Annotated in this window: 23 protein-coding genes, 1 tRNA gene and 1 pseudogene; 17 read left to right on the top strand and 8 right to left on the bottom strand. The window is 43.9% G+C overall.

All coding sequences use genetic code 11. The annotated features are described in order from the left end of the window. Positions 1-7 precede the first annotated feature (7 nt). Entirely contained in the window at positions 8-616 is a 609-nt protein-coding gene (locus tag A3L04_RS00130; protein WP_068579388.1) for a Ribonuclease P protein component 3, read from the top strand. A 45-nt stretch (positions 617-661) separates the two neighbouring features. Next, the gene (locus A3L04_RS00135) at positions 662-1,843 is read left to right on the top strand and encodes a soluble NSF attachment family protein (RefSeq protein ID WP_068575576.1); all 1,182 of its coding nucleotides are present in this window, start codon (positions 662-664) and stop codon (positions 1,841-1,843) included. On the opposite strand, the gene A3L04_RS00140 is transcribed toward A3L04_RS00135, so the two are convergent. Then, complete coding sequence (locus A3L04_RS00140; RefSeq protein WP_068575578.1) at positions 1,836-2,984, bottom strand: glycosyltransferase; 1,149 nt, start codon at positions 2,982-2,984, stop codon at positions 1,836-1,838. The two genes, A3L04_RS00135 and A3L04_RS00140, sit on opposite strands and share 8 nt — an antisense overlap. Before the next feature lie 196 nt (positions 2,985-3,180). On the opposite strand from A3L04_RS00140, the gene A3L04_RS00145 reads away from it, so the two are divergent. Continuing rightward, positions 3,181-4,206 (top strand): Gfo/Idh/MocA family protein, encoded by a 1,026-nt coding sequence (locus tag A3L04_RS00145; RefSeq protein ID WP_068575580.1) that lies wholly within the window; start codon positions 3,181-3,183, stop codon positions 4,204-4,206. Position 4,207: 1 nt separating this feature from the next. Further along, entirely contained in the window at positions 4,208-5,215 is a 1,008-nt protein-coding gene (locus A3L04_RS00150; RefSeq protein ID WP_068575582.1) for a Gfo/Idh/MocA family protein, read from the top strand. Here the strand turns inward: A3L04_RS00150 and tpiA are convergent. The 4 genes from tpiA to A3L04_RS00170 form a co-directional block, all read right to left on the bottom strand. Next, positions 5,212-5,901: a triose-phosphate isomerase gene (tpiA, locus tag A3L04_RS00155; RefSeq protein WP_068575584.1), complete on the bottom strand. Its 690-nt coding sequence runs from the start codon at positions 5,899-5,901 to the stop codon at positions 5,212-5,214. The two genes, A3L04_RS00150 and tpiA, sit on opposite strands and share 4 nt — an antisense overlap. 48 nt (positions 5,902-5,949) lie before the next feature. Further along, positions 5,950-6,570, bottom strand: a complete 621-nt coding sequence (locus A3L04_RS00160) for an HAD-IB family phosphatase (RefSeq protein WP_068575586.1) — start codon at positions 6,568-6,570, stop codon at positions 5,950-5,952. Next, positions 6,567-7,220, bottom strand: coding sequence for a protein-L-isoaspartate(D-aspartate) O-methyltransferase (locus tag A3L04_RS00165; RefSeq protein ID WP_068575588.1), 654 nt, complete (start codon positions 7,218-7,220; stop codon positions 6,567-6,569). The genes A3L04_RS00160 and A3L04_RS00165 overlap by 4 nt, the downstream gene beginning before the upstream one ends. A gap of 115 nt (positions 7,221-7,335) precedes the next feature. Next, positions 7,336-7,412 (bottom strand) — tRNA-His (locus tag A3L04_RS00170). A gap of 73 nt (positions 7,413-7,485) precedes the next feature. Between A3L04_RS00170 and taw3 the strand changes: the two genes are divergently transcribed. Continuing rightward, positions 7,486-8,100, top strand: a complete 615-nt coding sequence (gene taw3, locus A3L04_RS00175; RefSeq protein ID WP_068575590.1) for a tRNA(Phe) 7-((3-amino-3-carboxypropyl)-4-demethylwyosine(37)-N(4))-methyltransferase Taw3 — start codon at positions 7,486-7,488, stop codon at positions 8,098-8,100. On the opposite strand, the gene A3L04_RS00180 is transcribed toward taw3, so the two are convergent. After that, on the bottom strand, positions 8,072-9,061 hold the full coding sequence (locus tag A3L04_RS00180; protein ID WP_068575593.1) for an archaeosine biosynthesis radical SAM protein RaSEA: 990 nt from the start codon (positions 9,059-9,061) through the stop codon (positions 8,072-8,074). The two genes, taw3 and A3L04_RS00180, sit on opposite strands and share 29 nt — an antisense overlap. Positions 9,062-9,152: 91 nt before the next feature. Here A3L04_RS00180 and A3L04_RS10905 point away from each other — a divergent pair, with 91 nt between their 5' ends. The 7 genes and pseudogenes from A3L04_RS10905 (at position 9,153) to A3L04_RS00210 (ending at position 14,444) form a co-directional block, all read left to right on the top strand. Continuing rightward, positions 9,153-9,302, top strand: coding sequence for a hypothetical protein (locus A3L04_RS10905; RefSeq protein WP_157092381.1), 150 nt, complete (start codon positions 9,153-9,155; stop codon positions 9,300-9,302). Next, a pseudogene (locus A3L04_RS00185) lies at positions 9,295-10,810 on the top strand (Na+/H+ antiporter NhaC family protein). Before A3L04_RS10905 ends, A3L04_RS00185 begins: the two are co-directional and overlap by 8 nt. 42 nt (positions 10,811-10,852) lie before the next feature. Beyond that, the gene (gene scpB, locus A3L04_RS00190) at positions 10,853-11,470 is read left to right on the top strand and encodes an SMC-Scp complex subunit ScpB (RefSeq protein ID WP_068575600.1); all 618 of its coding nucleotides are present in this window, start codon (positions 10,853-10,855) and stop codon (positions 11,468-11,470) included. A gap of 25 nt (positions 11,471-11,495) precedes the next feature. Continuing rightward, positions 11,496-12,572, top strand: a complete 1,077-nt coding sequence (locus A3L04_RS00195; RefSeq protein ID WP_068575602.1) for an OB-fold nucleic acid binding domain-containing protein — start codon at positions 11,496-11,498, stop codon at positions 12,570-12,572. A gap of 1 nt (position 12,573) precedes the next feature. After that, positions 12,574-12,936: a replication protein RepA gene (locus A3L04_RS00200; RefSeq protein ID WP_068575604.1), complete on the top strand. Its 363-nt coding sequence runs from the start codon at positions 12,574-12,576 to the stop codon at positions 12,934-12,936. Beyond that, positions 12,933-13,745: an OB-fold nucleic acid binding domain-containing protein gene (locus A3L04_RS00205; protein WP_068575606.1), complete on the top strand. Its 813-nt coding sequence runs from the start codon at positions 12,933-12,935 to the stop codon at positions 13,743-13,745. The genes A3L04_RS00200 and A3L04_RS00205 overlap by 4 nt, the downstream gene beginning before the upstream one ends. A gap of 45 nt (positions 13,746-13,790) precedes the next feature. Further along, complete coding sequence (locus A3L04_RS00210) at positions 13,791-14,444, top strand: hypothetical protein (RefSeq protein WP_068575608.1); 654 nt, start codon at positions 13,791-13,793, stop codon at positions 14,442-14,444. On the opposite strand, the gene A3L04_RS00215 is transcribed toward A3L04_RS00210, so the two are convergent. Then, complete coding sequence (locus A3L04_RS00215) at positions 14,441-14,611, bottom strand: preprotein translocase subunit Sec61beta (protein ID WP_068575610.1); 171 nt, start codon at positions 14,609-14,611, stop codon at positions 14,441-14,443. The two genes, A3L04_RS00210 and A3L04_RS00215, sit on opposite strands and share 4 nt — an antisense overlap. A gap of 331 nt (positions 14,612-14,942) precedes the next feature. Between A3L04_RS00215 and A3L04_RS00220 the strand changes: the two genes are divergently transcribed. The 5 genes from A3L04_RS00220 (at position 14,943) to A3L04_RS00240 (ending at position 18,255) form a co-directional block, all read left to right on the top strand. Further along, the gene (locus tag A3L04_RS00220) at positions 14,943-15,470 is read left to right on the top strand and encodes a hypothetical protein (RefSeq protein ID WP_068575612.1); all 528 of its coding nucleotides are present in this window, start codon (positions 14,943-14,945) and stop codon (positions 15,468-15,470) included. An 11-nt stretch (positions 15,471-15,481) separates the two neighbouring features. After that, positions 15,482-16,300 (top strand): hypothetical protein, encoded by an 819-nt coding sequence (locus tag A3L04_RS00225; protein ID WP_068575614.1) that lies wholly within the window; start codon positions 15,482-15,484, stop codon positions 16,298-16,300. A gap of 5 nt (positions 16,301-16,305) precedes the next feature. Continuing rightward, positions 16,306-17,103 (top strand): hypothetical protein, encoded by a 798-nt coding sequence (locus A3L04_RS00230; protein ID WP_068575616.1) that lies wholly within the window; start codon positions 16,306-16,308, stop codon positions 17,101-17,103. A 146-nt stretch (positions 17,104-17,249) separates the two neighbouring features. Continuing rightward, positions 17,250-17,510: a hypothetical protein gene (locus A3L04_RS10910; RefSeq protein ID WP_157092382.1), complete on the top strand. Its 261-nt coding sequence runs from the start codon at positions 17,250-17,252 to the stop codon at positions 17,508-17,510. Next, positions 17,482-18,255 carry an ABC transporter ATP-binding protein gene (locus tag A3L04_RS00240; RefSeq protein WP_068575620.1) on the top strand — a complete coding sequence of 258 codons (774 nt, stop codon included), beginning with the start codon at positions 17,482-17,484 and terminating at the stop codon, positions 18,253-18,255. The genes A3L04_RS10910 and A3L04_RS00240 overlap by 29 nt, the downstream gene beginning before the upstream one ends. 8 nt (positions 18,256-18,263) lie before the next feature. Here the strand turns inward: A3L04_RS00240 and A3L04_RS00245 are convergent, their stop codons facing one another. Next, complete coding sequence (locus A3L04_RS00245) at positions 18,264-20,534, bottom strand: DEAD/DEAH box helicase (RefSeq protein ID WP_068575622.1); 2,271 nt, start codon at positions 20,532-20,534, stop codon at positions 18,264-18,266. Positions 20,535-20,538: the final 4 nt, after the last annotated feature.

Here is a 20,538-nt window from a genome sequence, read left to right on the forward strand (position 1 = left end):
GATCGAGATGGATGTTAGGAGTGAGGAGGCGTTTAAGCTAGCGAGCGAATGGTTTGATAAAGTTGTGTACTCGTACGAGATCCCACCAGGAAGTCTTGACAAGCATGTATTAAGGGAAAATAGAGAGAGGTATGGGAAAGTCGCAATAGCCTTAATAAACCCAAAGCCAAGCATGGTTAAAGAAGTTCTACAAAGGTTCAGACAGAGCTACTTAATCTACGTTGAATCCAGCGACCTAAGAGTTGTTAGATATTCCATTGAGAGAGGAGTTGACGCCATTATAAGTCCCTGGGCAGGAAGGAAAGATCAGGGTATAGATCATGTGCTCGCAAGATTGATGGCCAGAAAAAATGTTGCCCTGGGGTTCTCGCTAAGACCCCTATTATATGCAGACCCATATACAAGGGCAAACTTACTGAGATTTATGAGAAAAGCTTGGGAGCTTGCTGAAAAATATAAGATTATGAGATTTATAACCTCCTCAGCAAAAACCAAATGGGAAGTTAGAGAACCAAAAGATCTCATGAGTTTGGGGGTTATCCTCGGTATGGAAATGCCCCAAGCGAAAGCATGCCTTTCTGCTTATCCCGAACTTCTTCTAAAAAGGCTTAAATAAGATTAGGGTAATACAATTCAAGCTAAAGTAAGGGAGGGTGGAGGGTTGGACATAGACCTCCTTATGTCAACTCCAGAAGAGCTCGAAAGGGAAGGATATCAAAGGATAAAGGAAGGTAAAATTAAAGACGGCGTTAAAATGCTCGTAAGAGCAGCAAAGGGATATGAAGAGAAAAGAGATATTCAGAAAGCTGCAAGCTTATACAAAGAGGCAGGGGCTTTACTAAGGGACAAATTAGGATTATATGAGCAGGCAAAACCTTTGATGTTAAGGGCAGCTTATTTATACTTAAAAGTTATAGAGGGAGAAATAGATAAGCCTGAAGTAAATTTAGAAAGGTTAACGAATTCTTGTCTAAATGTTATAGAGGCATTTACATTTCTCGGTGATCAGGAACATGTGAGAAAGTATGCTGAAGAATTTGCCAAAATGTACGAAGATTTAGGTTCGAACTACGAAGAAGCAGGTGAGATTGAGTCTGCTATAGTAGCTTATGAGTCCGCTTATAGATACTACGATTTACTCAACAACAAAGAGGGCGTAGAGAGAATAGCTGGCAGATTAGTAGAAATCTACGGAAAAATCGCAGAAGATGCCATAGAAAATGAGATGTATGAAGAGAGCGCAGAAGCTTTTGAGAGAGTTGCAAACTACATAAAGACGATATTTGGATATGATGAGAGATACAGAGAGCTCATGGAAACTGCAGGGAAACACTATGAGAAGGCTAGCAAGTTAGCGTATGCTGAAGGAGACCTAGAAACCATGACAAGGTTACTGCTAAAGGCACAATATGCATACCTTCTCGCGAGAAACTTTAACAGGGCTAATCTAATCGGTGTTAACCTAATAAAAATGCTGAACCAAGTAATCGAGAACTACAGGAGCTCGGGAAGATTTGATGTTGTTGGAGACAAGCTAATAGAGCTCGCCGAAGCCTTAGTAGGATTGGGAAAATTTGAAAATGCTATGAAGATTTACAGAGAAGCCCTAGAGGAGACGGGTGGAAGGATAGATATAAGAGCAAGAATAAGGATAAGCACGATAAAATACATAGCTGCGAAGGAAATGAGCTTAGACTTATTGAGAGTACTAGACGCAATAGACTTCCTGATGAAACATGCAAAATTCCTCGATGCTATGGAATTAGCCGAGGAAGCAATAAGAAAATATGAAGAGGGTGAAAAGATTCTAAAGTTTATGTATCAGGCAGAAGGTGTCAGGTAAACCACTTCTCGATAAGATACTCTTTCTCCTTTAGGAATACCTTAGCCCTCTCTCTAATCAGCCTTTCAGCTTCCATAGTTGTCATATCTCTAGTCCTTATCACGAAGTCAGCTGTCTTCGCAAAGTAAAGCGGTATCAGGGGTTCAGCATTCTTTATAATACCCTTCTTGTAGGCCACAGCCCCATCAAACAGCACCCTCGCCCATAAATCATCGGGGAATTCAAATGTCTCAAGGGCCTTCACCACGGCCTCAAAGGTGTCACGAGCCAGAGCTTTTGAAAGCACCTGCTTTTCCTTTTCAAACAGCTCTCTTGCTCTCTCCTTTAGCAGTTCAAGTGTTACTTTGACTTCCTCAGGCTCCCCTTTAACTTCCTCCCCCCAGGTTTCCACAGGCCTTATTTCTTTAACGTCCTTCCACACATCTTCATACTTCTTCATCAGCATAAATAGCGTGCCAACAACCTGATTAAACATTGGACCAAGAGATGCCGCCGGATCTTTCGGGTTGTGTATCTTCATTCCAAGGCTTACCTGAACGACCTTCCTCTTGTTAGCGATAGCCGTCGTCGTGAGGAAGATGTCAACTCCAAACCTAGCAACATCAGTCATCCATACCTCTTCATCCTCGAGGTACAGATCTATCATCTTGGCACTTATACCGAAGTCCCCACCAATGGGCTGCCTTATGTCATACCCATACAGAGAGGTAGTCATTGGATAAGCGATGTTATTGGTTATTGTACCATCCCATTTGTGCCTCAAATACAGAGGTGCGACGAAGTCGTAGCCCTTTTCAATTGGCTCGGCGAACTTGTATATCCATTCAGGGGTTATGCTCCTCAAGTCACTGTCTACAAACACTACAGCATCAGCGTCCCTTTCCCTGGCAAACTCCATGATCTCTTTCATTGCACTACCCTTCCCTGGGATTGGCCACTTGTACACGAAGCTGTGAACCTCAACCCCCTCCGGAACCTTAGTTGAGAGAACAACATCTCTCGTTCCATCAGTACTACCACCATCGGCATTGACTATAATTCCTCCTCCAAAGTACTTCTTGAGACCTTCGGCAGCCTGTCTTACCACAAATCCTATCGTGTCAGCGTTGTTGTAGCTTGGAATTCCAACGACGACTTTCATGACTTCTCACCTCCATGAGATTTAAAACTCCCCAATTTTTAAAACTTTTAGTAACTAAACCGGCCGTTAGGATAAGCTAAAACTAGTTGAGCTTATTATGACCATTTAAGAGTGAAATACCTCCCTAATTAACATTTAGAAATCACCGTCACTTTTTTAGTCCCAAACTTTCCTAAATAGTTATAGGTGAGTGAACATGCCAGAGAGACTCAAAGTTGGCGTAATAGGCTGTGGAAACATCTTCAATTTAGCCCACAAGCCAGCGCTGAAAGCCATGAGAAAAACGATAAAGGTAGTAGCGGTAATGGATATAAATGAGGAGGCAGCAAAGAAAGCAGGAAAAGAGCTTAACGCTAAAGTCTTCACAAACCTAGATGAGTTCCTAGAGCAGGATATGGATGTCGTCGAAATACTAACCCCAACCTACACTCACGCAGAGCTTACAATAAAAGCTCTGAAGGCGGGCAAACACGTGATAGTTGAGAAGCCAATAGCCCTTACCATCGAAGAGGCAGGAAAGATGATAAAAGAGGCAGAGCAACAGGGACTTAAGCTCTTCGTCGGCCACGTAAGGAGGTTCGACAAGAGATGGAGACAGATTAAAGAAGTAATAAAGTCTAGGAACATTCTCCCGATGCAGATTAGAAAGACAGAGGTACAACATTTACCATTCCCAGCCGACTATTGGTACTGGGACGAGAGCAAGAGCGGCGGAGTTGTTATAGACCTCGGTGTTCACGTGACAGACTTCTTGAGGTGGTTCTTCGAGAGCGAGCCCGTTGAAGTGTTTGCAATAGGAAAAGCGATAAGGGGAGAGGCAAGGGTTAACAAGACTTATGACCACGTTGTCATGTTCATAAAGTTCGAAGGAGACAAAACGGGAATAGCTGAGGTAAGCTGGAGCTATCCACTACCGGCCAAATATGGCGTCTTCTACCACCACCTCGACATAATAGGAAAGAATGGAAGGATAAGGTACACCCCACTGGACACTCCAGTAGTGGGAGTAGTGAAGAGCACCTTTGAGATGCCAAGATTCTCTCCAATGCTGTCTACATTCCCAGAGGCATTTGAAGCCGAACTCAGACACTTCTTTGAGTGCATCAAGAGCGACTGTGAGCCTGTTGTTACCGCTAGAGATGCTTTAATAGCCCTATATATAGCAGAAAAGGCTAGGGAGAGCATTAGAAAGGGAGAGCCCGTCAAGCTGGAGGTGATGTGATATGGTGAGGTTTGGTGTTATAAGCTATGCTCACCCCCACGCTTTGAGGTACGCATCTACGATAAGAGCCAGCAGGAGAGCGAAGCTCGTTGCAATTTCAGGGGATGGAGCTAACGCAAACGTCGCAAAAATTGAGGCCAGAAAGTATGGGGCAAAGTTCTATCCCAGTTATGAGGAACTCCTTAAGGACAAGACTGTGGAGGCTGTTTACATAGCTATAGAGACTTACAGACACAAAGAAGTTGCAATAAGAGCGGCCGAAGAAGGAAAGCACATCCTCCTAGAGAAGCCAATAGCCCTCACAGTAGAGGATGGTAAGGAGATCATAAAAGCTGCGAAGAAGGCCGGAGTAAAGCTGATGGTGCCATTCAACCCAAGATTCACTCACCCGCTGAGAAAGGCCAAGGAGATGGTCGAAAGTGGAGAGATAGGGAAGCTTGAGTACATATATGCCATCTCCGAGTATGTCAAGCCCCCAATGTTCCTTGAGGGCATAGATACGAGCTGGTTCTTCGACCCAAAGAAGAGTGGCGGAGGCGGCTTCATGGATACAGCACCCCATGGAATAGACTCACTGTTCTGGCTGACTGAGAGCGAGCCCGTTAGAGTTTACGCTGACATAGGATCAAAGATCTGGGGGTTCAAGGTTGATGACATAGGGACGGCATTGATAGAGTTCAAGAACAACGTCGTTGCACTGCTAACGGCAGGATGGGCAAATCCAAGAGGATATCCCTATGGATTGGAGATGAAATACTACATAGTCGGGGATGACGGATTCCTCGACATCAGAACCGCCTATCCAGACTTTACCGTTTACCAAGAGAGAACCGAGAAGATATACTGGGAGAGGCCAGACGTTGAGGGAATAATAAACGCCTTCATAGATGCAATCCAGCAGGACAAGGAACCACCGATTACGGGAGAAGACGCCCTTAAGAACCTTGCAGTAGTTTTGGCGGCATATGAATCAACAAAAACAGGGAAAGCGGTAAAGATAGGGCTCTAATCCTTTCCTATTATTCCCGATACTAAATCTCTTATTGCCTTTTCTGGATCTTTTGCCTTTGTAACTCCACTCGCCAAGAGAACTCCGACTGTTCCAAGCTCTATTGCCTTTTTCACATCTTCGCCAGTGCTTATTCCAGCGCCACAGAGAACCTTGACATCGGGGTTAACCTTCTTCACGAGCTCGACGGTGTTAGTTATTACCTCAGGCTTAGCCTTGCTCACCGGAATCCCGGTTCCTATAAGCTCTGGAGGCTCAACTGCGACGTAATCTGGGTTTAATGCTGCCACGGCAGCACTTACAGCTGGATTGTTTGAACAGACCATTGTTATTAGGCCAACTTCCTCAGCCCTCCTTATTGCGGCCTCTAAGTCAGCTAAAATCATCCTGTTCTCTGAGTGGTTGAGTAAAGTACCAACTGCCCCAGCTTCCTTAACCGCCTCGGGAAGAACGTGACCGGTGTGGCTTCCAGGTTTTATAGGGTCTATATGCTGGGCAAAAACCGGAATTTCTACTGCCTCAGCAATCATTCTTAGATCGGCAAGCTGAGGAGCAACCACTATCGTTACACCAGTCTCCTTGTAAACCTTCTCAGCAGCCTTAGCTATTTCCAAAGCCCTCTTCCCAGTAGCCTCAATGTACGTCTTGAAGTTAATTGCGATAATAGGCTCCTTAAGCTTCGCCATGGTTATCACCAAGGGTGGATATAGATTGTGCCCATTAAACTTTTCGCCTCAACCTTTTTGTCCACGAAGAATTTTCTCAATAATATCCTTGACCTCCCTAAGATCCCTCGCCCTGTAAGTTGCCCCATCCCCCTTAAGGGAAATGCTTATATCAGCCTCCCTGAACATTGGTATGTCATTCTCCCAGTCGCCAACCGCTATTGTAAGTTCTGGTTTGAGTTTTTCTTTCAGAGACCTAAGGATCTCACCCTTATTGTCAAATGTAACCCTAACTATAACATCCCCCGTTATCCTACCCTCCTCATCAAACACGAGCTCGTTTGCGAACACGTAATCAACGCCCAGAATTTCAGCGACCCTCCTAGCTAAGCACATCAGCCCACCGCTGATTATGGCCGTTTTGAAGTCGTTCCGCTTGAGCCAAGAAAGAAGTTCCTGGGCGTAGTCTTTAAGGGTGATCTTCTTAAAGGCATCTTCAACTTCCTCTCTACTCTTGCCCTTCCAAAGGGAGGCATCAAGCCTTGCCCACTCGTAATAGTCTATCTTTCCAGAGAAGAAGAGTTCCATGTGTTCTTTGGCTTTGTCACATGTCTTGAACTTCCTGTGAAGAAGTTCCCAGCTTATCATATCGGTTAAAGTCCCTTCGAGGTCAAAGGCTATCAACTTCATTCTTTCCACCCGTATTCGCCTATTAGCGGAACAAAAGCCACTCCACCGTGGCTCTTTATTTCTACACTTCCATCCTTTTTCTTAATGACTTCAAGGAGCTCCTGCCACATGTGATAGCTCCCTACGGGGATTATGAGCCTGCCCCCAGGTTTTAGCTGTTCAACGAGGGGATCTGGCACTCTGGGAGCTCCAGCCGTGACTATTATGACGTCATAAGGAGCCTTTGGAGGGAACCCCTTGGTTCCATCCCCCAGGATTACGTGGACGTTTTTAACGCCAGCCCTCTCGAGGTTCCTCTTTGCGAACTCCACCAGCTCTGGAATTCTTTCGATGGTGTATACGTCCCTCTTTACGAGGTATGAGATTAGGGCAGCATTCCATCCACTCCCAGTCCCTATTTCAAGGACGTTCATCCCAGGCTTTAGCTTGGCTAACTCCAACATAATTGCAACCATGTGAGGGGCACTAATGGTCTGACCCGCGGGTATTGGAAGGGGCTCATCAAGGTGAGCGTACTTTTTATACCTGTCCTCAACGAAAAGGTACCTTGGGTACCTGAGAAAAGCCTCCCTAACCTCTTTGCTCTTTATAATCCCTTCCCACTCGAGCATTTCGACGGTTCTTTTCCACTTCTCGTAAAGCTCGTCCATCGAAAAATTGTTCTTGTGAAGGGTTTATAGTATTATGCCTCGGTTGGGAGAAGTAGTCATGAAAACACTCGGCGAGTTCGTTCAATGAAGCTCTAACCTCCCAAAGAAGGCCTTCTGGGGCCGGGGCCGGGATTTGAACCCGGGCTAGGGGATCCACAGTCCCCTGTGCTAACCAGGCTACACCACCCCGGCCACTCAATCGAGAGCTTTTGGAATAGATTTATAAAGTTTTCGCCAGAATTAATTAAAGAAGGGTGATTATTCTATGAAAGCCAAACGCGAGGCGTTAATAAGCCTATTTCAGGCAATGGAGAAAAGAGAAGTTGATGGAGACATTATTGACTTACTTCTTCTAATTAATTCAATAAAGGGGATTTACACAACATCCTCCTGTTCGGGAAGAATCGGCATATTAGAGGAGCCAGCGCTCGGAGCGAAACCCCTTTCTAGATGGCTTATAAAAGTTCACAGGCCCTTGAAGTTTGAAGAGGCCAAAGAAGCTTTAAAGAAGGCCAAAAGTGGGATAATATTCCTGAAGAGCCAGCCTCCAATATTTCATGTGGTTGCGGAAGATGAAGAGAAAGCTAAACTAGTCCACGAGGTCGGCCTTTCGAGCGGTTTTAAGTACACAACTTTCAAGGCCATATCCTCTAGGTACCTCGTTGAAATTAATGGGACTGAATACCTTACCGTTCCCCTGGGGAAGGATGGAAAGGTTCTCGTTACTGATGAATACTTGAAGTTTGCAATAGACATTGGAAATCAAATGTTGGAAAGGAGTAAGTCAAGGCTCCCCAGGCTTTACAAGAACTTTGAAAGGTTGAAAGAGGAGCTGGGAGAGGATCCACTCTTCAAAAATCTGAGTATTGGGAAGTCTTAGCCTTAACCAGTTGCCAGTCAAGTATTCCTTCATTTACTATGTACCTCCATTTTTCCAGACAATCGGTGGGAAGGTCTTCTAGGTGTTTAAGGTCTTGAGTCGCCGAAAACTTCCTTATCGCCCTGTCAAAGGTTCTATCGTTACCACAACCGTTATGAGGACCTCTAGTTGATCCAGCCCCTACAGGGTCCGACAAGAATCTCTTCCTGGGGAATCTCTTTTTTGCCCACTTGAGAACTTCAACAACGCTCCAAAGCCAGGGAGGCCTGTATTCCCCTTTTTCCCATATCAGTTCATAAAGCGTTCCCCGTTGAATGTTCGTTATGTTTATCGAGAACGTGTCCGTGTAAGGCTCGGCCCTCTCTATGCTGTACTTTGCATCCTCAATTGCATCCCTCTCAGAAAGGAAGATGGGCTTCAAAAGTAGGTATGTCTTAACCCTAGCTCCGGCATCGTGGATTATCTCACTAGCCCTCACGAACTGCTCAAATGTGTTCCCCTTGTTTATCGATACCTCCGCTATATCATCGTTAGCAGTTTCAAGCCCCAGGGCAACTTCAAACCATTTCCCCTTAACAATCTCTGCAAGCTCTTCAACCCATTCCTTTTTTATTATCTCGCTCCTTGTTTCGACAACTACTTCGTAAACGTTCTCAAGCTTTGCTATCTCCTCGAATATCCTACGCCTGGTTTCCCTCCTAACCTCAGCTGAATCAAAGAATGAGCCTGAAGTGAAAATCCTAACAGCAAACCTTCCCTCCCTACCCTTTATCTTAGAGAGAGCCTCAAGGAAATAGTTCAAAATTTTTTCTTGAGACGTGTTCCTGGGGGATTGAGCAGGGTAGGAGCACATGTAACATGCTTTCCCAATTCTGTATCTGTAACACCCAATTGTGGGAAGTATAACGTAGAGCACCTTCCCAGGTTCTCCTGCAACGTTGTCTTCTCCAATCCAGTACATGAACCTGTCATAAACACCCGATCTTAAAAGCATTATTGACATGCTAAGTGTAAGCAAAGGTTTTAAACAAAAGCGCTGAAGAACTTTTTTGATGATTGACGTACGAGTAAGAACTTTTACTGGAACAGTAAAAGCAACGATGTCTTTACATTTTTTAACAACTGGAGGAGGGATCCCAGGAAAAGAACCCGAAGTTAAAATACCTTGCCGAAAATTTTTAGGAGGTGGCATTGATGGGTGACTTTGGGATTTTATCTCTATTGCCCCCATTAGTTGCTATAGGACTGGCAATATGGACGAAGAGAGTCGTGTTTGCTCTGTTTGCAGGTGTTTGGACAGGGGGATGGATGGTATCTAATTGGAATCCCATAGGAGGTCTCGTACAAACATTTGATTGGATTGTTAAGAACGCAACTGATAGCTGGAATGCTACAATACTGATATTTGATTTCCTAATTGGTGCGGGCGTTGGATTAATATACAAGTCGGGCGGAGTCCATGCAGTAGCAAATGCCCTAACTAAGAGAATAAAGACTAGCAGAGATGCAACACTCCTTGGATGGCTCCTTGGAGTACTAGTGTTCTTTGATGACTACACAAACACAATAATAGTCGGAAACACTATGAGACCAATAACTGACAAGATGAGAGTTTCAAGAGAAATGCTCGCTTACATCGACGATTCAACTGCAGCACCAGTTGCAGGAATAGCCATTGTCTCAACATGGATTGGATATGAACTTGGACTGATAGGAGACGCATTCAAGAAGCTTAACATTGATATGGGACCATATTATGCATGGCTCCACAGTGTCCCATATAGATTCTATTCAATCTTCGCAATAATCCTTGTGTTTATCGTAGCTTACACCCAGAGACACTATGGAGCAATGTTAAAGGCCGAAATGAGAGCTAGAACAACAGGAAAAGTAGTTAGGGATGGAGCAAAACCTCTAATGGCCACTGAAACTGATCTTGGTCAGCCCATAACGGAGAGAGGAAGTGTTCACTTCTTCGTATGGCCTATTTTGAGCCTTGTGTTTGTAACGCTATTTGGCCTTTACTACACGGGCAAATCTGCATGTGAAGGCACCTGTGGAGTGATGGACATACTGGGAAACGCTGATTCAGCAACCTCCCTGCTATGGGGTTCTGCAGCGATGGTTCTCGTCGCACTGGCATTAGTTCTCTTCACAAAGACCATGACAGTTGAACAAGCTGAGAGTGCAATAATACAGGGAATGAAGCAAATGATGATGGCTAATGTCATCCTGATTCTTGCATGGAGCATCAAGAGCGCAACTGACGCTGTCGGTACTGCAGATTATGTTGTTGGTCTAGCAGAAAGTGCAAAAGTTCCCGCAGGGTTAATTCCAATGATAATATTCTTGACAGCGATGTTCATCTCATTTACAACAGGAACTAGTTGGGGAACCTTTGGAATACTAATGCCTATTGCGAGACCACTGCTCACCGATAAGCGATACGACAATCATGAGCTCAATGTTCTCGGGCTCGGATCATATTGACCACGTCACAACGCAAATACCATATGCAGTGACGGCCTCTTCAGTTGGTCTAGTACTCTACATTCTCTTTGCTGCAGGCATTAGAAGTCCAGTAATACTCCTTCCAATAGGCTTTGTCCTCCTTGTCCTAGCCTGGTACTTCCTCAGCGAGTGGTACGGCAAGAAGTACGGCATTCCCCACGGAAGGGTTCCAATATATCCAACGGAAATTTCGGAGTGAACTTTTAAGTTTCCCTTTTCTATTTATCCTTAGGTGCAAATCATGGGATTGCTTGAGGATAAGGCACTAGTCGAAGCTGCACTTTTCGTTGCCGGGAGGCCTCTAAGCGTTAAGGAGCTATCAAAAGCCCTCGGCATTAAATCCCTAGACTACCTTGAAAAGCTCATTGAACTTATAGCGAGTGAATACGCGGAAAGAAAGAGCGCAATAGAAGTCGTTAAGGTTGCAGGAGATAAGTGGGTCATGCAGGTAAAGCAGGAGTATTCGCAGAGGGTCATACACTTAATGCCCAAGCCAGAACTCAGGGCTGGAGAGCTGAAAACCCTCGCACTAATTGCATATCTTCAACCAGTAGAGCAGAGCAAGATAATCAAGCTGAGGGGAAGTCAGGCTTATGAACACATAAGAAAGCTCCTCGAAATGGGCCTAATATACGCCGAACCCTACGAGAGGACAAAGCTTCTTGGGACTACAGAAAAATTCGCCGAACTCTATGGATTCCCAGAAAACGACCCCAAAATAATCCGAGAAGCCTTCAAGAAGGTTATTCACGCGGAATACGAGGATCTCGTTAAGAAGCTGGAAGAAACTGAGGGCCGAGAGAAGGATTCTACTACCAATTCTAGTACCACAGGCGAAAGTATTAAAAACCCCACTTAATTAAATTATTGGAAAGGTGGTTATTATGGTGGTGCTGACGAAAGAGAAGATCGTCGAGATCATCGAGAGGAAAACCGGAATGAGTAGAGAGGAAATTGAAGAAGAGATCAGGAAGATCATGGAAGAGGATCCTCTATTAAGCGAACAGGGAGCTGCAGCACTGCTAGCGGAAAGATTGGGGGTTGAGCTAATAGAAAAAGAAGAGGAGAGCCTCATGAAGATATCAGATCTTTACCCAGGAATGGATCCCAGGGAGGTAAACGTAGTAGGGAGAGTCCTAAAGAAGTATCCCCCCAGGGAGTACACCAAGAAGGACGGCTCAGTTGGAAGGGTTGCCAGTTTGATAATATACGACGACAGCGGAAGAGCAAGAGTAGTCCTGTGGGATTCAAAAGTCCTAGAGTACTACAACAAGATAGAGGTCGGAGACATAATAAAGGTTCTCGATGCTCAGGTAAGAGAAAGCCTCTCTGGACTTCCAGAGCTACACATAAACTTTAGGGCAAGGGTTATCCTCAATCCAGAGGACCCCAGAGTTGATTCAATCCCGCCACTCGAGGAAGTGAGAATTGCCACGTACACGAGAAAGAAGATCAAAGATGTGGAAGCAGGAGACAGGTTCATAGAGCTTAGAGGGACAATAGCCAAAGTCTACAGGGTTCTAGTTTATGATGCATGCCCCGAGTGCAAGAGAAAAGTCGACTACGATCCAGGAACAGAAACGTGGATATGCCCAGAGCACGGAGAAGTTGAGCCAATAAAGATCACGATTCTTGACTTTGGTCTCGATGATGGAACTGGCTACATAAGGGTCACTCTCTTCGGTGACGATGCCGAAGAGCTACTGGGTGTCAGCCCAGAGGAAATTAGCGAGAAGATAAGGGAAATGGAAAGCATGGGAATGACGATAAAAGAGGCAGCGAGAAAGTTAGCTGAGGAAGAGTTCTACAGGATAATAGGAAAGGAGATAGTGGTCAGAGGGAATGTGATAGAGGACAGGTTTCTGGGCTTAATTCTGAGGGCATCCTCCTGGGAGGACGTTGACTACAGGAGGGAAATAGAGAGGGTTAAGAGAGAGCTTGAAGAGCTGGGGGTGATGTAAAATGGAGCAGCCAGTGAGAAGGAGAAAACCTGCTGTAGAGAGAAGGATAAGCGAGATTCGAGAAGATGACACTAGAGTTTCGCTCATCGGCAGGGTAATTAAGGTCGACAAGATGGAGTACATGTTCTGGCTTGACGATGGGACTGGGGTTGCTATAATTGAGAGCGAAGGAGAGCTGCCAAGGGTAGGCCAAGTTGTCAGAGTTATAGGGAGGATAATAAGGAACGAAGAGGGCATGCACATCTACGGTGAGATAATTCAAGACTTTAGCGATGCAGACTTAGAGGCCTTAGAAGAGATTATGGAGTTAGAGAGGAAAGTTCTGCCGAAGTTAGAAAGAGAGCTTATGTGGTGGTCAGAATGAAGAAGAGAATGCCTGCTACTCGCGTTTATATTAAGGACATCCTGGAGGGATACTTCGTTAAGAGCGAGGGTGACTTTGAACCAAACTACCTGATAACCAAGGATGCAAGAAAAATATACAGGGCAAAAATCGTGGGAACAGTGGTTAGGGAGCCCCTTATAGCTGAAGACGAGACCTACGGCAAGTTCCAGATAGATGACGGAACTGGGGTAATCTGGGTTCTTGGATTCAGAGATGATACAAAGTTCGCCAAGCTCGTGAAGAAGGGTGACCTAGTGCAGGTGATAGGAAAGATAGCGGAGTGGAGAGATGACAAGCAGATACTTGTCGAGGGGGTGGCCAAAGTCCACCCGAACATGTGGATACTTCACCGCTACGAAACGCTCAAGGAAAAGGTCGAGCACATAAAGAAGGCCAAGATAGCCCTAGAGATATACAACCAGTATGGGATCACTGCAAAGTCAAAGGTAATAGCCAAGAACAAGGGAATAGATGAGGAGCTACTTGAGACAATAGACGAGCTTTACGGCATAATGATGGAGCAGAGAGCAATGGAGGAGCCAGTTGAAGAGCTACTCGAGGAGGAAGTTACCGAAGAGGAGATAAAAGAGGACAATGAGCTCTTAGAAGAAGTCAAGGAAGAGATACTCAAGATACTAAGACAGAAGAAAATTGCAGTATCACGGAAGTATTTGATGAAGAAACTTGGAAGCAAGTACGACGAGGAGGTCATAGAGGACGCGATAGCGGAATTGCTGATCGATGGAGAGATATACGAACCAGAAACAGGGTACTACAAGTTGCTTTAGAAAACGTTAAGTAGAAGGAAGCACGAAAGATAAAGGGTGAATGTAATGGAGGAGAGCCAAGGAATGCAACTTGTCAATAAGTTCGTTATCTCCCTTCCCGAGGGGAAAATCCTCGGGTACGTCACCGATATAAACGTTGAAGTAACTGGGGATCAATACGTCTTCATATTTAAGATGAAAGCCCTCGAAAATATATCGAGGGGAGAGTTCCATTCAGGGATGTTCTCATCAGAGAAGAAGATAAAGGTCAAGCCTTCCGATATAGTCAATGTTGGCCCTGACGTGATAATCCTTGGAGATGGCAAGGTTCCTCCCTTAAGGGAAATAGAGAGATTGGCCCAGATAGCCGAAGAATATAATAATATTGTCAAGGAGCTTGAAAAGAAGGAAGAGGAAATTAGGAAACTAAAATCAGAAAAAGAACAACTTGAGAGAGAACTAGAGGAGCTTAAGAGGAAGCTCAGAAGACTTGAAGTTCTCGAAGATGACTTTGATCACCTTAAAGAGCAATTACTCAAGCAGGAAGGACAACTAGAGATGGCTAGGGAGTATATCAAACTACTTGAGGGAATAAGGCATGACATAGACAATATAAAGGCCAACGTTGAAACTTTGATCTCAGGATATCTAGAGGATGTAATGAGGAGAATAGTCAATGATGAGTTGAATGCAAGAGGGTTAAAGAAGACGCCAATCTAACCGAATATCCTGGGACCAACCACGTGAAGAAGGATTTCGATCATGATGAACACTAGCACTAGAACTATTGCGCCCTTTGGACTTATTTTTACTGCCCTTGTGTCCTCGTCAAAGAACCTCATTAAACCTGCTCCCGTTGGTGGCAGAGTTGTCTTCTCCTTGGCCATGCTCTCACCTAGCCTCAAGCTAGTCAAAGTTATATAAAAATCTTGCTAATTTTATTCCGCCCGGGGCAACCGCGGGGGAGGAGCTGAAGGATTAACCGAGCGATGACTCCCCTTCGCTCCCCCCGGGCACATGAAATCACTTTTCTTTTTTCAAAAATTTTTCTTTCCAAATTAGTAAGAAACAGTGTATCAATTATCAACATGATTGGGCCACTCTCAAGGACATTTATTTAACTTTAACTTTTAAAATATTTTATCATACTAGAACTACATATGTAGAAAATAAAAAGTTATAAGTAGTTAGGTTGTATAATATTAAGGTGACTAAAAAATGAATACTAAAACCAAATTACTACTCATAATAATACTTGTGTTTGGAAGTATAGTCCCAATGAATTTCGTCATGGGATATGCACCTGTATCAGTTGCCATTCTAGGAAAATGGATCGATACGGCAGATGGTGTAACCTCTGCCAATATAGAGCTTACAGCCAGGTACGGGAGTGCGTACCTTACTTTCAAGGTGGTCATATCTGGAAAATATGGAGTCACCGCTGGAGCAGCATCAGGGTACAGTATAGCTCACCTTTCCAATGGAAAAGTAGCCGTTAGTCCAAAGTATCTCCTCCAAGTAAAAGCCAAAGAACTTGATGGACTTGAAAAGGATGTCAGATACTACAAGACATACTACTGGAAGAAAAAGGTCATGGAAAAAACTGACTATGGATACAGAGTCAATGCTGTAGCATATGTAAAAGTCGTCAGAAAAATTATACACAGCATCTGGAAAGACTACACAGAAGTGGTAATCTACAACCCCAATGTGGATGTTGGTGGCAGAGTTTATATTCATGAATAGGGGGGATATTATTGAAAAGAGCTGCGCTCGTCTTATTATTCTTTTTCTCAATCCTGATCATGGATAGTGTAATCGCTAATGAGGACTGCAGAATAACTGGATCTGTTTCAATAATTCCATTACGCCAAGTTGACTTGGATACCTATGAGACTGTTCCATATATAACTCCCAGAGGAGCTGGAAACACGAGATATGTAGGAGATATTAAAATATTAAACTGCCAAGACCTAGGAAAGTCCGTAAACGTTTCTGTAGAGCTCTTCATAAGGGATTTTTCTGGATTTAACTTAACACAGAAAAAGTTTATAATTAACTTTATTGTGGACAGGGAGACTAATACCTTCAAGCTTAACAATACAAGGGTCCTATTTCCATTCTATATATTTGGGAATGGAAAGTTAGAATTCAGGCCCTTCCACATTTTTGAGTTCCTTAAGGTTGAGAGAATGGAAAGAGCAGATGTATACCTAACAAATACCACCAAGATAGCAATTCCCAAACCAATTGACATTATGTCAACTAGAGAGTTTACATATATTTTCTGTTACGGAACTCTCCTCCCATCAAGTAACACAACCTGTGATAGTCCAGTCAAGATAAAATATGCAAACCTTCTAACAAAGCCACCATATGTCGTGGGTAGTGAGTTGCTTTATCCTAAAGACCCGTTTGGGATATATGAAGGGCCAGTTTTACTTGGGTTCGAAATCCAGCCTTCAGATGAAATCTTGAAATTTCTGGAAAGTGATACTTCGGAAAATGAAAGTGTGTTGTTAGGTCTTATTGTGTTACTTGGGGTAGGGCTCTTTATAGTAGCCAAGTCGAGGTGATAAATATGAAGCATGTAAGTCTAGAAATTAGTTCAAGCACTGGAATAATTGTCCTAATAATTTTAGCTCCTTCCTTACTCCTGTATCTCTCTTGGACTGCGTTTATTGACCTTAATCTTTCAGGAACAGGAATTGGTGGAGCTAAACTTTTGAAAACTGTCCCTCTAGCTGACGTTGAAGAAACCCTTGCTCAATTCGAGACTTCTCTAGCTCCATTTATTCAGGATGTCTCCACAGAGCAAGTGAAAGCATTTAACAGAGGAGTTAGAACGTCTCTCATAGGAGCTTTCCTTGTAACATCTGTTTTGACTGCACTAACTTTCGGGAAAGCATTGTCAACGGGCACAATAATTTACGATATAGGGCTAGTAAGAGACAAGAAGAAGGTGTTCTTTCATAGGATAGCTCCACTTATATTGTACTCTTTCTTTCTATCCTCTATACTGACCATAGGGCTCGCAGCGATATTTCCCCTTACGGGAGTTAAAGCCCTGAAGTCTAATCTTGTGCTCTTGCTTTTGGTAATGGCCCTCTCCTCTCTTTGGGGAGTTTTCCTTTCTGCAACATTGAGTGCTACATCTAGGGAGTATGCGTATTCGATTCTAGTGTCTTTTTTAGTAGCTAGTATCTTCCTTACGTCAGAGAACGTTGGTGACCTTGTTTTCCCCTTCTTCAGACTACTCGCTTGGTCATCAACCTCAGGACAAATACCCCTCGGAAAATGGGGATTAATTGGGACGACTTTGTTTGCAGTGTCTCCAGCTTTGTCCTTAAAAGCATTTGAAAGGGGGGATTACTATTGAAAATGAGCATTAAAAAAGCTTTCTTGATATCAACTATACTCTTCATACTGGCGCTATCAAGTCTCTTTTACCATGCATCTAACAAAATCGTGGAAGTACAATTTCTTACTTTTAACGACGAAAATCAAAATCTTTACTCCGTTTGCATGGAAGAAGTTATTCTTCCTTTCGCCGGAAAGTACAGAATAGAGGGGACTAATGTTACAGTCTTTACCGCAGAAGGCAGATTTAATAAGAATTTCAGCACAAGTATTCGTGCCGTCGGAGTAGTAGCAGTCATAAAGAATAAGGGAAAAACCGCCATCATGCTGAAACCTGAAATAGAGTTTCCGCTGTTCTACGTGATATTAGTATTAATTGCAGGAGGGGGGACGACATATGCTCTTAGAGTGTTCAAACTTGAGTAAATCATATGGAAAAATCAAAGCCCTTGACAACGTCAGTTTTACCCTCGAGAAAGGCCTTTCATATATACTTGGCCCCAACGGAAGTGGAAAAACAACTTTTATCAAGATAGTCAGCAATATAGTACCTCCTGACTCAGGAGAGATAAAGATACTTAAAAAACACTATCTTAATCTCAAGCCCAACGATATATCTTTTTCTTATGAAAAAACTGTGTTCCCATCTTCAGTCAGGATCATTGACTACCTCCGCACGATTGGAGAATTTCGGGGAAATGATAACACAGATGAAATTCTCTCACTATTTGACTTAGAAGGCGTCAAAACAAAGAAATTTAGAGAACTTTCTCAAGGATACAAAAGGAGATTTCTAGTAGCTAGTGCCTTTGTTGGCTTTCCGAAAGTGGTTTTTCTTGACGAACCTTTCAGCAATATAGATATAATCGCAAAGAAGAAAATGATGGAAACATTTCTCGAACTAAAGAAGAAAATTAACATAATCATTGTATCTCACGTTTTCACTAGCATAGACAAAGTCGACAGCATTGTAGTTTTACACAATGGCAAAGTGATAAAAAACTTGATGAAAAAAGAATTGAAAAACATAAGTGGGTTTAGAGTAGTATTTGAAGATGGAACAGTTGTCATAAATAACATAGGAGAGATAAACAGGCTTATCTCCCAAGGTAAAAGAATATTGTCAATTGAGCCATTATCACTTGAAAAATGGTTAGCTGAGCAGTTTTAAATAAAATGCTAGCCCTCTTCCCTGTATGGTGCCGTAATAACTTTTCTAATTTCCCTCGCTATCTTTTCTCCTATTCCATCGACTTTCATCAATTCAGCCTCACTCGCAGTAAAAACTCTCTCAACGGTACCAAAATGCCTAAGCAACCTTTTCGCTAGTGTGGCTGAAACATGGGGTAGCCCTTCAACTATGAGCCTCTGCCTCTCGGCCAACGTTAATGCCTTTTTCTCGCTCCTTATCCTTACCTCCTTCTCTTTCTCCTCCTGCTCTCTCTTTGCTATCAGGAATATGTATTGAGCTGTTTCCTCCGGATTAGAGGAGAATATTACCGGAACCCCAAAGTCAACTGTTACAGCAGCAATTGCACCCCTTATCGCATTTGGATGAACGTTCCTTATCCCATAGAGCTGGCCCTCAACAATCACTATGGGTCTGGGGTAGGCCTCTTTAAGCCTCTTAACTTGATCGAATAGCCTGCCGTCTATGATAGACTGAATAAAATCATTAGCCGACTTCCTCTCTATCGCGACGTCCTCACTAACTATATAATCCCCAACATCCAGAGTTTTGAACTCAAGCTTCACCCCTAAAGTTTTCAGCCTCTTCACTACCTCACTCCTCAACTCTCTACTATCAACCACGACCTTAATCCCTCTCCTCTCTTCCTTAACTTTCTCCCCTCTGGTCTCTCCGCGAGAGAGCCATGCTTCAAGCCCTTTCTTTTCGCTCCTCTGGACGAACGTTTCGAGGGAGGTTTGCTTCTGCCTCTTTATCATCTGGCTTACCTTCTTTATAGTCTCCTGCATAACCTTCTCCTTCTGCCTTGAGCTCCAGTAGTAGGCTTCATCCCTCGTCCCTTTGGCCATTAAGATTACTACCCTACCTGGCCTGTGCCTTCCAGTCCTTCCTCTTCTCTGTATGCTCCTTATTGCAGAAGGAACGGGCTCGTAAAACACCACAAGGTCAACCTCAGGAACATCAAGTCCTTCCTCACCCACGCTCGTTGCAACTAAAACGTTGAACTCCCCCCTTGCAAAGGCGTCAAGAACTAGCTTTTGCTCCCTCTGGCTCATTCCCCTATCGTTTTCCTTGCTTGCTTGGCCCACAAACCTCTTCACTTTAAGGCCTTCCCTGCTTAACTCCTCCACAAGCTTCTTTGCTGTCTCCCTGTAGTTCGTGAAGACTATTATCTTTGAATTTAACTTTTTCTCAATCTGCTCATTTATTAGCTCTTTAAGCTTGTCAATTTTTGGATGATCGAGTCCAAGCTCCCTAGCTTGGACGAGCAGGCTTATTGCTTTCTTCATTCTTTTATCGGAAAACAGCTCTTTGCTAGCTTTCGTCGATCCCGACCTCGCCTCTTCATAGAGCTTCTTAAGGTAAGCCCTTAGTGCCGATAAACCCTGGGTTTCCAACAGCTCTATGGCATGATGGAGCTTTAAGGCCATTGCATGGAACAGAAGGTACTTCCTTAAATCGTGATTGCCCTTGGCCATTTCCTCGTTTATTATCTGCCCAGCCCTCAGAATCTCCTTTTTAGGTATATCGGGAGAGGATGAATCTATAAGGGCAGCCTCAGCCAAGGGTTTTAGAGCATCCTTAAGCATTTCTCTTAACAGCTTCCTAACTTCCTTATATAGCTCAGGGAGATCAACCCTAATCCACTCAAACTTTATCCCCTGGACGTAAGGCTTAACATCGGGAGAGCTTTCCGAACGGTACTCAACATGCTCTATTCCTAGATTGTTCAGGACTTCCATAATTTTCTCAGGAGTGCTCCCAGGGGAAGCAGTTAACCCTATAACAAGAGGATTTCTAGCCTGCTCCCTGTATTCCTTGGCTATATAAACATAGGCATAGTTGCCCACTGCCCTGTGGGCTTCATCGAATACCAACAGAACTACATCCTCCAGACTTATCCTTCCAACGAGGAGGTCGTTTTCAATAGTTTGCGGAGTTGCCACTATTACTTTGGCCCTAGCCCAAGCCCTCTGCCTCTCGCTTGGACTTATCTCACCCGTAAGGGCAACTATCTTATCATGGGGCAGGTTGAAGAACTTCCTGAACGTTTCAGCATGCTGAAGGACGAGTGGCTTAGTTGGAGCCAGCATTAGAACCTTGCCACCGTACTTGCTTAGCCTGTAGTCGGCGATCATCATCGCTATTATGGTCTTACCTAAACCCGTGGGAAGGACTATTAGGCAGTTCCGCTCCTTACATTTTGCGTATATGACCTCCTGATAGAGCCTCGGTTGGAGTAGTTCCTTTTTCAGGTACATCCTA

The organism is Thermococcus chitonophagus, assembly GCF_002214605.1.
Classification (GTDB): Archaea; Methanobacteriota_B; Thermococci; order Thermococcales; family Thermococcaceae; genus Pyrococcus; species Pyrococcus chitonophagus.